Origin of the sequence: Aeromonas sp. R5-3 (genome assembly GCF_040908225.1) — a bacterium.
Taxonomy (GTDB): domain Bacteria; phylum Pseudomonadota; class Gammaproteobacteria; order Enterobacterales; family Aeromonadaceae; genus Aeromonas; species Aeromonas dhakensis.
This window is the reverse complement of record NZ_JBFODH010000023.1, coordinates 268294-283161: the sequence shown is the minus strand read 5'-3', so window position 1 is coordinate 283161 and position 14868 is coordinate 268294. Positions and strand designations below refer to the sequence as shown.

13 protein-coding genes are annotated in these 14868 nt (G+C 63.4%); 7 read left to right on the top strand and 6 right to left on the bottom strand.

Features of this window, described 5'->3' with window-relative positions; all coding sequences use genetic code 11:
• The first annotated feature begins 10 nt into the window (after positions 1-10).
• The 5 genes from AB5Y95_RS15965 (at position 11) to AB5Y95_RS15945 (ending at position 3284) form a co-directional block, all read left to right on the top strand.
• A complete protein-coding gene (locus tag AB5Y95_RS15965; protein ID WP_005308564.1) occupies positions 11-1273 on the top strand; it encodes an MgtC/SapB family protein in 1263 nt (420 codons plus the stop codon).
• 80 nt (positions 1274-1353) lie between these two features.
• On the top strand, positions 1354-1944 hold the full coding sequence (locus AB5Y95_RS15960; protein ID WP_368161567.1) for a sugar O-acetyltransferase: 591 nt from the start codon (positions 1354-1356) through the stop codon (positions 1942-1944).
• On the top strand, positions 1941-2282 hold the full coding sequence (locus AB5Y95_RS15955) for a DUF1294 domain-containing protein (protein ID WP_054544028.1): 342 nt from the start codon (positions 1941-1943) through the stop codon (positions 2280-2282). The genes AB5Y95_RS15960 and AB5Y95_RS15955 overlap by 4 nt, the downstream gene beginning before the upstream one ends.
• Before the next feature lie 128 nt (positions 2283-2410).
• Positions 2411-2623, top strand: coding sequence for a hypothetical protein (locus tag AB5Y95_RS15950; protein ID WP_005308557.1), 213 nt, complete (start codon positions 2411-2413; stop codon positions 2621-2623).
• Between the two features lie 199 nt (positions 2624-2822).
• A complete protein-coding gene (locus AB5Y95_RS15945; RefSeq protein WP_268010147.1) occupies positions 2823-3284 on the top strand; it encodes a hypothetical protein in 462 nt (153 codons plus the stop codon).
• Positions 3285-3358: 74 nt separating this feature from the next.
• Here the strand turns inward: AB5Y95_RS15945 and AB5Y95_RS15940 are convergent, their stop codons facing one another.
• From AB5Y95_RS15940 to argC, 6 genes are all read right to left on the bottom strand, one after another.
• Entirely contained in the window at positions 3359-3994 is a 636-nt protein-coding gene (locus tag AB5Y95_RS15940; protein ID WP_279699385.1) for an FMN-binding negative transcriptional regulator, read from the bottom strand.
• A 144-nt stretch (positions 3995-4138) separates the two neighbouring features.
• Entirely contained in the window at positions 4139-5521 is a 1383-nt protein-coding gene (argH, locus tag AB5Y95_RS15935) for an argininosuccinate lyase (RefSeq protein WP_368161566.1), read from the bottom strand.
• A 445-nt stretch (positions 5522-5966) separates the two neighbouring features.
• Complete coding sequence (locus tag AB5Y95_RS15930) at positions 5967-7202, bottom strand: argininosuccinate synthase (protein WP_010635203.1); 1236 nt, start codon at positions 7200-7202, stop codon at positions 5967-5969.
• A 54-nt stretch (positions 7203-7256) separates the two neighbouring features.
• Positions 7257-8180, bottom strand: a complete 924-nt coding sequence (locus AB5Y95_RS15925) for an ornithine carbamoyltransferase (RefSeq protein WP_368161565.1) — start codon at positions 8178-8180, stop codon at positions 7257-7259.
• Between the two features lie 25 nt (positions 8181-8205).
• Complete coding sequence (gene argB / locus AB5Y95_RS15920; protein WP_005308537.1) at positions 8206-8985, bottom strand: acetylglutamate kinase; 780 nt, start codon at positions 8983-8985, stop codon at positions 8206-8208.
• A gap of 23 nt (positions 8986-9008) precedes the next feature.
• Positions 9009-10016, bottom strand: a complete 1008-nt coding sequence (gene argC, locus AB5Y95_RS15915; protein ID WP_017784640.1) for an N-acetyl-gamma-glutamyl-phosphate reductase — start codon at positions 10014-10016, stop codon at positions 9009-9011.
• A gap of 268 nt (positions 10017-10284) precedes the next feature.
• On the opposite strand from argC, the gene argE reads away from it, so the two are divergent.
• Positions 10285-11430, top strand: coding sequence for an acetylornithine deacetylase (gene argE / locus AB5Y95_RS15910; protein ID WP_017784641.1), 1146 nt, complete (start codon positions 10285-10287; stop codon positions 11428-11430).
• Between the two features lie 215 nt (positions 11431-11645).
• Entirely contained in the window at positions 11646-14279 is a 2634-nt protein-coding gene (ppc, locus tag AB5Y95_RS15905) for a phosphoenolpyruvate carboxylase (protein WP_042051466.1), read from the top strand.
• The last annotated feature ends 589 nt before the right edge of the window (positions 14280-14868 follow it).

The following is a 14868-nucleotide window of genomic DNA, read 5'->3' as shown; positions in this document are numbered from 1 at the left end:
GGAAGTCGTTATGTGGATCAACGCAGAACCCGTCAATGGTGCCCTGGTGTCGCTGGCCATCGGCCTCATCATAGGGCTGGAGCGCGGCTGGCAGGTGCGCCAGCTGGGGGACAACCAACGAATCGCCGGGATGCGGACCTACGGCCTCATCGGCCTGCTCGGCGGGGTCTGCGCCCTGCTGCTGCCCACCCTGGGCCCCTGGCTGCCGCTGCTCGGCCTGCTGGCGGTGGTGATTGGTTGCGGCCTCTCGGTCTGGCTGGCCCAGCGCTGGCAGGGGGAGTTCGGCCTCACCAGCTCGGTGGCCATGCTGCTCACCTATCTGCTGGGGCTGATGTCGGTGCTGCTGAGCCCGAGCGAGGCAGTGGCCTGCGCCGTGCTGGCGGCGCTGCTGATGGGGCTCAAGGGCAAGATCCAGCAGGGGATGCTGTTTCTGAGCGAGACCGAATTTCACGCCACCCTGCGCTTTTTGCTCATCTCCCTGGTGCTGCTGCCGGTGCTGCCCAACGAGGAGATGGGCCCGCTCGATGCCTTCAACCCCTTCAAGATCTGGCTGATGGTGGTGGTGATCGCCGGCATCTCGTTCTGCGGCCACTTCGCGGTGCGCCTGCTCGGCACCCGCGCCGGGCTGGTGCTCACCAGCATGCTGGCCGGGCTCGCCTCCTCCACCGCCCTCACCCTGCAGTTCGCCCGTCTCAACAAGGAGCAGGGGGGGCTGGAGCGGCTGCTGGCCACCGGCATCCTGCTGGCGGGGGCCACCATGTGGCTGCGACTGCTGGTGCTGGTGCTGCTCATCCACAACGAGCTGGCGATGCGCCTGGCGGCGCCCCTGCTGCTGCTGGCAGCCACCGTCTACGGCTTCGCCTTCTGGTTCTGGCGCCAGCGCGAGGAGCTGACCGACGGCCCGGTGCAACCCCAGACCAGCAACCCGCTCGATCTCGCCACCGCCATCAAGTTCGGCCTGCTGCTGGCGCTGATCGGCTTCATGGCCACCCTGTTGCAGAACAAGGTGGGCAACTCCGGGGTCTATCTGCTGTCGCTGGTCTCCGGCATCACCGACGTGGACGCCATCACCTTGTCGCTCTCCCAGCTCTCCCACAAGGAGCTGGCGCTGGAGGTAGCAGCCCGCGGCATCCTGTTGGCCGGGCTGGTCAACTCGCTGGTGAAGGGGCTGCTGGCCCTGGGGATCGGCGGCCGCCGGCTGGGGCTGCGGGTGCTGCTGCCCTACTTCGTCTCGGCCCTGCTGATCCTGCCGCTGATCTGGCCGGGCGCCTGAGGTTGCAGCAAGTGACAGCCTGACGCCGCCTAAGTGCTCGCGTATACTGGCTCCTCTTGGCACATGAGAGGAGCGGTAGCATGGCAAGCGATTGGGACAAGGTTCTGGTGGGCGGCGCCCTGGACAGCCAGAGCGAGGAGATAGCGAACGACCGGATCCGCGGTCAGGCGCTGCTGGCACAACTCAACGCCTCCCCGGCCGGTGACCAAGCCCTGCGCCAGCGCCTGTGCGGCGAGCTGTTCGGCCACTGCCCCGACTCCTGCTGGATCAGCACTCCCTTCACCTGCGAATTCGGCCGCAACATCCACATCGGCGAGAAGACCTTCTTCAACTTCAACATCACCATTCTCGACGTGGGCGAGGTGCACATCGGCAGCCATGTGCTGCTGGCCCCCAACGTGCAGATCTACACCGCCACCCACACCATGGACTATCTGGAGCGACGCAACTGGACCGCCTACAACAAGCCGGTGCGGATCGGCGATGACTGCTGGATTGGCGGTGGCGCCATCATCTGCCCCGGCGTCACCATAGGACCCCGTTCCATCATAGGGGCCGGCGCCGTGGTCACCCGCGACATCCCGGCCGACTCGGTGGCGGTGGGCAACCCGGCGCGCGTGATCCGCAGCCTGAGCCCGGACGCCCCCCGCGGCTGGGAGCTGGCCCTGTGATCTGGCTCGCCCTGCTTCCCCTGCTGTGGACGGCCTGGCTCGGTCTGGCCGACGCCAACTGGTGGCCGCTGGCCATCATCACCACCATGAGTCTGCTGACGATGCTGGCCTACGCCCACGACAAGCGCCAGGCGGTGCGCGGCGGCTGGCGCATCCCCGAGTCCCGGCTCCACCTGCTCGAGCTGTTCGGCGGCTGGCCCGGCGCCCTGCTGGCCCGCCACTGGCTGCGCCACAAGACCCAGAAGGGGAGCTATCGCAGGGTATTCTGGTTCATCGTGCTGCTGCACCTGACCCTGTGGGGGCTCTGGCTCGGCCGTCCGCTCTGGCAAACGGTCTGACGCGGGCAAAGTAGCCCCTCGACATTCCCGTCCACCCCCTTGCCGGCCATTGCAGCCGGCAATCGGGTATGAGACAACAGATGGCAACAAGGCTGTTTTCTCGTTTATTCATCGGCAAGGAGTCATTCATGACCATGTGGACCGGTATCGTGCTGATCGTCTTCATCAGCGCACTGTTCGGCTTTCTCAGCAAGCGGGCCCGCTACCAGTTGGGGGATGCCCGCATCACCGATCGTCTCGGCAAGCAGGACATGCTCATCAACGAACTGCAGGAGCGCATCGCCAATCTGGAGGCCATCGTCATCGAGGAGGAGAAGCGCCGCCCGTTCAAGGAGCTCTGATCCGGCAAGCCGGGCGGCAAACCGCCAGCCCCTGGGCTGCAAGGGTTTGCCGCCGCCCTCTCTCGCACTCGCCCGCCCTCTGCCTGGCAAAAACTAAATTCACCGCAGGATCAGTCCCCTGCCACTCTAAGACTAAATTTTCGCCAAACTGGCCCGTTCCCTGCTCCGTCATGACATCAGTAGTACGGAGAGTGACATCATGATCGCCATCGGCACCCTGCTTCCCCTCGCCTCCCTCGCCCTCAAGCTCGGCAGCAAGCTGCTTGGGGACAGCACGCCACCGGCCCAGCCGGAGCCCCCCGTGCAGGAAGAGCGGCTCGCCCCCACGGTGCAGAGCCTGTTCCAGCGCCTCGGCGTCAAGGAGGCCAACAGCGAGCAAAACCGTCCCGCCATCAACCACTTCATGGGGGCGCTGATGCAGACCCTGGGGCAGGAGTACTCGGGCCAGTCCCTGCCCCAGGCCATCGACGCCGCCCGCACCCAGCTGGCAAACGGCACCCAGAGCACCCGCCTCGACGCCCTGCAGGGCGAGCTCGACACCCTCAAGGGCTCCCTTGGCAACAGCGACCTCAGCCTCGATCAGCTGCTCTTCGCCTTCAAGCAGACCCTGCCCAATGGCAAGGGGGAAGGCGTCGGCAAGCTGCTCAATGCCAGTGCGTGAACGGCGGTGAGCAATAAAAAAACGGCAACCTCCTGGTTGCCGTTTTTGCCGGGCCGGACCTCATGTTAGCCACGCTAGGGTAGTGAGGAAGGTGGACTCAGCATCGCCTCTGCCAGCGCGCTCTGCCCGCGATCCTGCAAGGCATTGGCCGCCCCCAGGCGATCCGCCGTCTCCTTGTTCTGACCCAGCTTGAACTTGCCGACCAGCCCGGTTATCTCGATTTCGATGCCGACAACCGCCTGCACCATGGCCTCGAGATAGTCTCGCGGCGCATCCGCCATCTTCCAGGGGGTTGGCTCTGCAGCTTCATGGGTGCGGGTCAGATTAGCCAGCAGACGGCGCACGAAGCGGGCATCGTCGCGGATCTGGATGCGACCGTGAGCATGCACCACGCTGTAGTTCCAGGTCGGTACCAGCTTGTGATGCTCCTGCTTGCCCGGATACCAGCTGGGAGAGATGTAACCATCTGCAGCCTTGAAGATCACCAGCACCTCGTCACCGTCTTTCACCTCCTGCCAGAGCGGATTGTTGCGGGCAACGTGGGCGCGCAGGACGCCATGTTCCCCTGCTCCAGCATCGAATTCGAACGGCAGGTGGTTGGCATCCAGCCCCCCTTCACCATGGGTGATCAGAGCCCCCAGCGGATAGGCCCGGATCAGCTGGTGCAGAGTCTCGGAGTCGGTGACGGCAAAATGGGGTGGCAAGTACATGCAGGTTCCTTCTGGTTGGCGCTGAGTTCCATTCAGCCTGGTCAGGGATTTATGCCCGCTTTGCCGCCCTCGGGGCAAGCGAAACAGGCTGATAAGCCGACATAAAAAAGAGGGCTGACGCCCTCTCTTGATGTTCCTGTGCATTTAGGCACGTTTGGCCAGCCACTGTTCGGCGGTGGTGAGGGCCGATTCAATCTGCTCGCGGGCGACGCCTCCCTTGGCAACCCGCTTGGCCAAGGTCGCCTCCAGCTCCAGGTTCGGGTAGACATCTTCCCCCACCACCGGGCTGAAGCGCTGGAACTCGGGGAGGGAGAGCTCTTCCAGCGGCTTCTTCACGCCGATCGCGTAGACCACGGTTTCACCGACGATATGGTGCGCCTCACGGAACGGGATGCCCTTGGCCACCAGATAGTCTGCCAGCTCGGTGGCGTTGGCGTAGCCCCCCTGCGCCGCCGCCATGGTGCGCTCACCATTGACCTTCAGATCGATCAGCACTAGGGCCGCCATGTCGAGGCAGTCGTGCCAGGTGTCGAGGGCATCGAACAGCCCCTCTTTGTCTTCCTGCATGTCCTTGTTGTAGGCCAGCGGCAGCGCCTTGAGGCTCATCAGCATGCCCAGCTGGGCGCCGACCACCCGGCCGGTCTTGCCACGGATCAGCTCCAGCGCATCCGGATTCTTCTTCTGCGGCATCAGCGACGAGCCGGAAGTGACCGCATCGGAGAGCTCGACAAAGCCAGCCTCGCCGGTGTTGTAGAAGATGAGATCTTCGGCAAAGCGCGACAGGTGGGTCATGGAGAGGGACGCCACGTGCATCAGCTCCACCACGTGATCCCGATCGGAGACCGAATCCAGACTGTTGCGGGTGGCGCCGGCAAAACCCATGTCGAGCGCCAAGGCTTCGCGGTCGATGGCGTAGGCGGTGCCCGCCAGCGCGCCGCAGCCGAGCGGGCTGGTGTCGAGGCGCTTGAGGGCATCCTGCAGCCGGGAGTAATCCCGCTCCAGCATCTCCACATAGGCCAGTGCCCAGTGAGCGTAGGTGACCGGCTGGGCCCGCTGCAGATGGGTGTAGCCCGGCAGCACGGCGGCCTGATTGGCGCGGGCGGAGGCGACCAGCCCCTGTTGCAGGGCGGTGATGGAGCCGAGCAGCAGCTCACCCTGTGCCTTGCACCAGAGTTTCAGGTCGGTGGCGACCTGATCGTTGCGCGAGCGGCCGGTGTGCAGCTTCTTGCCCAAGTCGCCGACGGCGGCGATGAGCTGGCTCTCGACCCAGGAGTGGATATCTTCAGCATCCGAGCTCAGGATCTGCTGGGGATCCTGCTGCACAGAGGCGAGCAGCACTTCCATCGCCTGCTGCAACTTGCCCTGTTCACCCTCGGTCAACACGCCTACCTTGACCAGCGCTTTGGCCCAGGCCATGGAGCCCTGAATATCCTGCTCCGCCAGCCGGTAATCGAACCGCAGCGAATCGTTGAACTGCTTGAACCGGCTATCGGCTCCCTGACTGAAGCGTCCACCCCAAAGTGCCATACTGCTCTCCTTGAATGCGTTGTCGGTAGGCGTTTGCGCCTGCCGTACTCGCGCGGCCTCTTGGCCTGCGCGCAGAAATCTTGCCCTGTATTTTCCTGTATAACAGTGCGGTGGTGAGGAGTGCTGTTGCCGTTAAACATGTCACATCCAGCAACTGCGAACCGGTTCCCTCTCCCTTTGGGAGAGGGCTAGGGTGAGGGCAATTTTCCCCCTCATCCCCAACCCTTCTCCGCCTGTTTTCCACGTAAGCGGGAGAAGGGGGCAAAGCACACCCCTCATTGAAAGCCGCCCCTGTTATCTCACAGAAGCGGCCGGGGCGCTGCCGCTCTTGTCACAGCTCATCGGTTATCCTTCCCCCCGCTCACAGGCGAGGGAATCAGGTCGCCGTTTATGAGTGAGGGGGCCAAGCCCCCTCACCTGTTTCTGCGGCTTGGAACCTATAGGGTTAGCCGTGGGTGTGATCACCACCGATCGCCTGATGCTGCTCCTTCATGGCGCGGATCCGGCTGGCCAGGGTGTAAAGACGGATGAAGCCTTCGGCATGGCTCTGGTCGTACACTTCGTCGGCGCCGAAAGTGGCGAAGTCTTCGGAGTAGAGGCTGTTCGGCGACTTCTTCTGCACCGCGGTGACCTGACCCTTGTACATCTTCAGCACCACTTCACCATCGAGATCTTCGGCGATGGCGTTGGCGGAGGCAACGATGGCCTTGCACAGCGGGGTGAACCAGCGACCGTCATAGACCAGGTGGGAGAACTCGGCACCCAGCTTTTCCCGCCAGGCGCGGGTCGGGCGATCCAAGACCAGCTCTTCTACCGCGCGCAGAGCAGCGACCATCACTGTACCGCCCGGGGTCTCGTAGCAGCCGCGTGACTTCATGCCCACCATCCGGTTTTCGGTGATGTCGATGCGGCCCACGCCGTGCTTGCCGGCACGCTCGTTCAGGGTCATCAGGATCTGGTGCGGGCTGAGCGGCTGGTCGTCAACGGCCACCACCTCACCCTGGGCCACGGTCAGCTTGACGTACTCCGGCTGATCCGGTGCCTGCTCGGCGGAAACGGTCCACTGCCAGACCGCTTCGGAGGGCTCGTTCCAGGTGCTCTCCAGCTCGCCACCCTCGGTGGAGATGTGCCAGGCGTTGGCGTCGCGGCTGTAGATCTTCTTCAGGGTCGCCTTGCAGGGGATCTGACGGGCTTCCAGGTAGGCCAGCAGATCTTCCCGGGAGCGCATGTCCCACAGACGCCAGGGGGCGATCACTTTCAGCTGGGGCGCCAGCGCGGCCACCGCACCTTCGAAACGCACCTGATCGTTGCCCTTGCCGGTGCAACCGTGAGAGATGGCATCGGCCCCTTCCGCGAGTGCCGCCTCGACCATCGCCTTGGCGATCACCGGACGGGCCATGGAGGTACCCAGCAGGTAGGTGCCCTCATAGACGGCGCCGGTCTTCAGGGTCGGGTAGACGTACTCTTTGACGAACTCTTCCCGCAGATCCTTGACGATGCACTTGGTGGCGCCGGAGGCGATGGCTTTTTGCTCGATCCCTTCCAGATCGTCACGCTCCTGACCGACGTCGGCGACGAAGGCGATGATCTCCGCATCATAGTTTTCCTTCAGCCAGGGAATGATGGCCGAGGTATCCAGTCCGCCCGAGTAAGCCAGTACGATCTTGTTGATTCCGCTCATTTACTTCTCTCCATGATGATTCGATAAAAGGGTGTTATTTGGGGTCGGTTGCCGTTATTTGTGCCCCTGACCATGTCCAAGCAAGGTCAGCAGCACGGCGTTCTGGATATGCATCCGGTTTTCTGCCTCGTCCATGATGAGGGAGCCAGGCCCGTCCATGACCTGAGAGGTGATCTCCAGCTCCCGGTGCGCCGGCTGGCAGTGCAGCACGTGCTGGATGCCGGTGCGGTCGAGCAGGGCCTGGTTGATCTGATAAGGCATAAAGATATCTTTTACCTGCTCCATTGGCGTGTTGTCACCCATGGAGACCCAGGTATCCGTGTAGGCCACGTCAAACCCTTCGATGGCCGCCACGTCGTCGCTGATGTGGATGGTCGCCCCCGACTGGGCCGCCAGCGCCTGGGCCTGCAGGAAGATCTGGGTATCCGGCCCGTGGCCTTTCGGGCAGACCAGGGTCACGTCGGTGCCGAGGGTCGCACCCAGCAGCAGCAATGAGTGGCTGACGTTGTTGCCATCGCCGAGATAGGCCAGCTTCACCTTGGACAGATCGCCGTAGTGTTCGGCAATGGTCATGAAGTCCGCCAGCCCCTGACAGGGGTGGTAGAGGTTGCACAGGCTGTTCACCACCGGCACTGTGCCGTGCTCCGCCAGCTCGACCAGGGTCTGGTGATCGAACACCCGGGCGACGATGGCATCACACCAGCGCGACAGGTTGGCGGCTAAATCCTTCACCGATTCGCGCTTGCCGAGCGCGCCGTTCTGCTGATCCAGATAGACGCTGTGGCCGCCCAGTTTGGCGATGCCGATGTCGAAGGTGACCCGGGTGCGCAGGGAGGGTTTCTCAAACAGGGTCACCACGCTCTTGCCCGCCAGTGCCTGGCCGTACTTTTTCGGATCGGCCTTGACCGATTTGCCTAGCGCGATCAGCGCCTCGATCTGGGCCTTGCTCAAGTCGCTGTCTTTCAGAAGATGTTGCATCGGATGTTCCTTGTTCCGGTGGAGATCAGAGAGAGACCTGGGTGCCGACCGCACCGCCAGCCAGCAGCTTGAGCAGCTGATCCGGGTAGCGCCAGCTGGCGACACAGACCGGTTTGCCCAGGGTCTCGGCGGCATGCAGGGCGGCTTTCACCTTGACCGCCATGCCGTCGCTGATCACCCCCTTCTCCATCAGATCCAGCGCGGTCACCTTGTCGAGCTGGGGCACCAGCTTGCCCTTGCCATCCAGGATGCCGCTCACGTCGGAGAGCATCACCAGGTCGGCGCCGAGCGCCTCGGCAATGGCGGTAGCCGCCTGATCCGCGTTGACGTTCATCAGCTGGCCGTCTGCGGTGATGCCGATGGAGCTCACCACCGGCAGGAAGCCTTGAGCGAGGATCCCCGCCACCAGCGCCGGGTTGCCCGGCTGGCAGTCACCGACCGCGCCGAGTGCCGGGTCGAGCTGGGTCACCTGGCACAGACCGCCATCCGCCAGACAGAGCCCCACCGCCGGAATGCCGGTGGCGATGGCCTTGGCCATCATCTGCTTGTTGGCGGTACCGGCCAGCGCGCCGGCGATAAACGGGATCTGCTCGAACGGGGTCACCCGCAGACCGTTCTTCTTGGTGGAGGTGAGACCCAGCCCCTTGAGCAGGTCATCCACCAGGCAGCCGCCGCCGTGCACCAGCACCAGGGGTCTGTGCTGCTCATCCAGAAAGCTTTTGAGGGTGGCGAACAGGGCGGTCAGCGCCTCGTCGTTCTCGATCAGTGCGCCGCCCAGCTTGATTACCAGAGTCTGCTTGTTCATCGTTGCGATCCTTCCTTGAGTCCTTAAATCAGGCCGGTGGCCGGTTCAAATCCGAATTTGATATTTATGCACTGCATGGCCTGGGAGGCGGCGCCCTTGAGCAGGTTGTCGATGGCGGATACCACCACCAGCATGTTGCCCTGCTGTTGCCAGGCGAGGTCGCAGTAAGGGGTGCCCGCGACGCCGCGGATGGAGGGCATCTGGCCAGTGAGGCGCACCAAGGGCTTGCCCTCGTAGGCCTTGAGATAGGCCTGATCCACCTGGGTCGGCGTCACGCCGTCCGCCAGCTGTACATAGATGGTGGCCAGGATGCCGCGCACGTAGTTGCCAAGGTGAGGCTGGAACAGCACCTCCTTGCCGAGGTGGTGGCTGATCTCCGGCTGGTGCCTGTGATTGAAGGTGCCGTAGGGGTTGAGGCTCACTTCGCAGAAGCTGGTGTTGATGGCCGCCTTGCGACCGGCACCGGAGACCCCGGAGACGGCGTTGATGATGGGCTGCCACCCCTTGGCGATGAGACCGGCCTGCTGCAGCGGCTTGAGGGCGCAGAGGGAGGCGGTCGGGTAGCAACCTGGCACGGCAATCAGCTGGGCCGCCTTGACCGCTTCGGCATTCCACTCGGCCAGGCCGTAGGCGGCCTGATCCAGCCACTGCTCGCTCTCATGGGTGAAGCCGTAGTAGGAGGCGTAGAACTGCTGATCCCTGACCCGGAAGGCACCGGAGAGATCGAACACCGGCAGCCCCTTGGCCAGGAACTTGGGCGCAAGTTCCGCGCTCACCTCGTGGGCGGTGGCCAGCAGCACCAGATCGGCCTGGGTCAGGATCCGGGTCATGCCATCTTCGTCCAGCGGCAGTAGCGGCTGATCCAGGGCGCCAACCCACTGGGGATGCAGAGCAGAGAAACGCTTGTGGGCGTCCTGGCTGCCGGCGGAAACATAGAGGCCGAACAGCTTGAGTTGTGGGTGGTTCTGGACCAGGGCGGCCAGCTCGGCTCCCGCGTAGCCACTGGCACCGACGATAACGGTGTTAAGCATGTTGAGTATTCCAAGTCAGAGTTCGAGATTCACAGCATGGTGCTGCGGTGCACAAGGGGGTTCGATGCCCCATGCACAAGTGCGGAGGGGCAATTCAGGCGGGTGTGTGTCGTCGGTTATAGATCAGGTGACAGAACATTAACTTTCCCTTACAACTAGAAGCCTTGTCGATGAGCCACGTATTCAGGCAAACTTATAGAATATTCATGCACTCACTTTGCATTTGTATTTTCTAACAGAAACATTCCGGGGAAGCAAGGAGGAGCAGGTGGCCAATCTGGATTTTTTTTCACTCTACAAGAATATTATTGCGATTCCGTCCATCAGCAGCACGGATCCCCGCTGGGATCAGAGCAATGAGGCGGTGATCCGGCTGCTGGCAGACTGGTTCGGTCAGCTCGGCTTTCAGTGCGAGGTGACCGCCCTGCCCGATCTGCCGGGCAAGTTCAATCTGGTGGCGACGATAGGTCAGGGTGAAGGGGGGTTGCTGCTGGCGGGCCACACAGATACGGTGCCGTTCGACGAGGGGGCCTGGCGCAAGGATCCCTTCAAGGTGACCGAAGAGGGCAATCGCCTGTACGGGCTGGGCACCATCGATATGAAGGGCTTCTTCGCCTTTATCGTCGAGGCGCTCAAGGAGATCGACCTCAAGACCCTCAGCAAACCGCTGCGCATCCTGGCCACCGCCGATGAAGAGACCACCATGGCGGGGGCCCGCGCCATCGCCGCCGCGGCCGAACTCAAACCCGACTACGCGGTGATTGGAGAGCCGACCGGGCTGGTACCGGTAGTGGCCCACAAGGGGCACATGTCGGAAGCCATCCGCATCACCGGCAAGAGCGGCCACAGTTCGGATCCTGCCAACGGCGTCAACGCGCTGGAGATCATGCACCAGGCCATGGGCCAGGTGCTCAAGCTGCAACACAGCCTGAAGGAGAAGTACGCCGATCACAGATTCGCCGTGCCGCAGCCGACCCTGAACCTCGGCTACATCCAGGGGGGCGACAGCCCGAACCGCATCTGCGGCTGCTGCGAACTGCACATCGACATGCGCCCCACCCCGCAGGTCGGCCCCGACGAGCTGATGGGCATGCTCAAAGAAGCGCTCTCCCCCATCGAGATCCACCAGCCTGGCTGCCTGCATCTGCAACACCTGCACGAGCCCATCCCCGCCTACGCCTGCGCCGATGACTCCGAGCTGGTGCGCGAGGCTGAGCGGGCCAGCGGCCGGGCCGCCGAATCCGTGAACTATTGCACCGAGGCCCCCTTCATCCAGCAGCTCGGTTGTGAAACCATAGTGCTGGGCCCCGGCCACATCGCTCAGGCCCACCAGCCGGACGAATATCTCGATCTGTCGTTCGTCAAACCGACCACCAGCGTATTGCAGCACCTGATCCGCCGTTTCTGCCTCTGAACTGACGGGAATGTAAGTAAGTTACATGACATCGCACCTCGGGACAGGTGATGGAAATACATGTTCTGAATCGGCCTGTTATTTGACCTTGCGCAGACAATCTGGGTAGATTGTCACCCTAAGATGACGGAGCATATGTTGTAATCGCACAACAATAAGTGAGGTCGTCTCGCACCCCGGATGGGTGTCAGGCACCAACAAGATAAGGATGTGGAATGAACGAAAAGTACGCCGCACTACGCGCCAACGTAGGCATGCTGGGTCAACTGCTGGGCAAGTCCATCAAGGATCATCAGGGACAGGCCTTCCTCGACAAGATCGAAACCATTCGCCAGCTGGCCAAATCCTCCCGCAAAGGCAATGAGACGGACCGGGAACGTCTGCTCGACACCCTGCGCAACCTGAGCGACGACGAGCTGCTGCCGGTGGCCCGCGCCTTCAGCCAGTTCCTCAACCTGGCCAACGTGGCCGAACAGTTCCACACCATCTCCCGTCGCTGCGAAGAGCAGGTCTGCACCCCGGATCCGCTCGAGCAGATGTTCGACAAGCTGAAAGCCTCCAACCTGTCGCAGGAAGCCATCATCCAGGCCGTGCGCGAGCTGGACATCGATCTGGTGCTGACCGCCCACCCCACCGAGGTGACCCGTCGCACCCTGATCCACAAGCATGTGCAGCTCAACGACTGCCTCGAGGCGCTGGAGCTCTCCGATCTGCTGCCCCGCGAGCGGGACAAGATCCTCAATCGCATCGAACAGCTGGTCAACCAGGCCTGGCACACCAACGAGATCCGCGAACAGCGCCCGACCCCGGTGGACGAGGCCAAGTGGGGCTTCGCCGTGGTGGAAAACAGCCTGTGGCCGGCCATCCCCGAATTCATGCGCAATCTGGACGAGCGGCTGCAACACCACCTGGGTGTGCGGCTGCCGCTGGATGCCGCGCCGGTCAAGTTCACCTCCTGGATGGGCGGTGACCGCGACGGCAACCCCTTCGTCACCGCCAAGGTGACCGCCGAAGTGCTGGAGCTGGGCCGCTGGATGGCGGTGAGCCTGTTCTACAAGGACATCAAGGAGCTCACCTCCGAGCTCTCCATGTCCGACTGCACCGACGCCGTGCGCGAGCGAGTCGGCGACCACCCCGAGCCTTACCGCGCCCTGGTACGCGAGCTGCGCGAACAGCTGCGCGAGACCCAGGAGTTCCTGACCGCCAAGGTGCAGGGCCAGGCGAGCGAGAGCCGGGATCTGGTCAAGACCACCGCCCAGCTGCGCGAGCCGCTGGAGCTCTGCTACCACTCCCTGCACGCCTGCGGCATGGGCAACATCGCCGACGGCATGCTGCTGGACGTGCTGCGCAAGCTGGCCTGCTTCGGCATCCACCTGGTCAAGCTGGACATCCGTCAGGATGGCGAGCGTCACGGCCAGGTCTTCTCCGAGCTGACCCGCTACCTCGGCATGGGCGACTACGCCGAGTGGAGCGAGGATGACAAGCAGGCCTTCCTGCTCAACGAACTCAACTCCCGCCGCCCGCTCATCCCGAGCGACTGGGCGCCGAGCGACGAGACCCGCGAGACCCTGGATACCTGCAAGGTCATTGCCCAGCACGATCCCGATGCGTTCGGCATCTACATCATCTCCATGGCTGGCGCACCGTCCGACGTGCTGGCGGTGCAGCTGTTGCTCAAAGAGGCCGGCTGCAAGTTCCGCATGCCGGTCGCCCCGCTGTTCGAGACCCAGGAAGACCTGATGGCGGGCACCGCCGTGATGGAGCGCCTGCTGTCGGTGGACTGGTATCGCGGCTACATCCAGGGCCGTCAGTACGTGATGATCGGCTACTCCGACTCCGCCAAGGACGCGGGCATGATGGCCGCCGGCTGGGCCCAGTACGCCGCCATGGAATCCCTGGTGGCACTGGCCGAGGCCAACAATCTGCGTCTCACCCTGTTCCATGGCCGTGGCGGTACCGTCGGCCGTGGTGGTGCACCTGCCCATCAGGCGATCCTGTCGCAACCGCCGGGATCCCTGCGCGGTGGCCTGCGGGTGACCGAACAGGGCGAGATGATCCGCTTCAAGTTCGGCCTGCCCAAGGTGGCCATCCAGAGCCTCAACCTCTACACCAGCGCCGTGCTGGAGGGGAACCTGCTGCCGCCGCCCAAGCCCAAGGAGTGCTGGCGCGCCGTGATGGAGCAGCTGGCGTCCGTCTCCTGCGATCACTACCGCAGTATCGTGCGCGGTCATCCGGACTTCGTGCCCTACTTCCGCGCCGCCACCCCCGAGATGGAGCTCGGCAAGCTGCCGCTCGGCTCGCGCCCCTCCAAGCGCAAGCCCAACGGCGGCGTCGAGAGCCTGCGCGCCATCCCCTGGATCTTCGCCTGGACCCAGAACCGGCTGATGCTGCCGGCCTGGCTCGGTGCCCACAAGGGACTGCAGCAAGCCATCGCCGACGGCCAGAAGGGCGTGCTGGAAGAGATGAGCCGCCAATGGCCCTTCTTCCGCACCCGCCTCGAGATGCTGGAGATGGTGTTCCTCAAGGCTGACGTCTGGCTGGCCGAGTACTACGACACCCGGCTGGTGCCCAAAGAGCTGTGGGGCCTCGGCAAACAGCTGCGTCAGGAGCTTGCCGACTCCATCCAGGTGGTGCTGGAGCTGCGTCCGCAGGGCGACTTGCTCGACGACCAGCCCTGGATCAAGGAGTCCATCAAGCTGCGCAACCCCTACACAGACCCGCTCAACGTGCTGCAGGTCGAGTTGCTGGGCCGCTCGCGCAACCATGCCGAAACTCTGCATCCCGAGCTGGATCAGGCGCTGATGGTCACCATCGCCGGCATCGCCGCAGGTATGCGCAACACGGGTTGATAGTCGGGGCTATCAAGCTCCCCTCAATGACAAAGGGCGCCTCGGCGCCCTTTGTCATATCGACAGGGCCCGCTGGAGCCATGCTGCCGGAGAATCCTTGGTCGTTAGGCGTTGCCATGGAATCGCAGGGTCGATTAGCTATCAGGGGCAATCGCCCACTTTACAGCTTTAGAGGATGGTGGATGCAAGCCTGCCGGTCTTGAAGGGGTTTCGCCCGCCCTTCGGGCTGGGGCGAGTGACTTTGGAAAGACCCAAAGTCACCAAAGGTCTTCTCCCCCGCTTCTTCGCCCGACTACGTCGGGTTCCTTCGTCTCACCCGCTTGTCCGACGGCACGCACCGACGGGCCGTCCATGGCCCGGCGCTGCTCGCTCGACATCCTGTCTCGCAGCCTGAACAAGCGGGCTCGCCTCAGCGAATAAGAGGGGAAACCAATACCGTGCCCGTTCTTGGCCAGTCTGTGCGGGAGTAGTGCCCGTTCATGCTACCTGTGCAAGTCCGGTTATTACCTGACTCCTGCCAACAACCTGTTGAAGACGCTCAAAAACGGGCCGCTTACGGGATAGGGAAATCAGCCCGTAGACCTAAAAA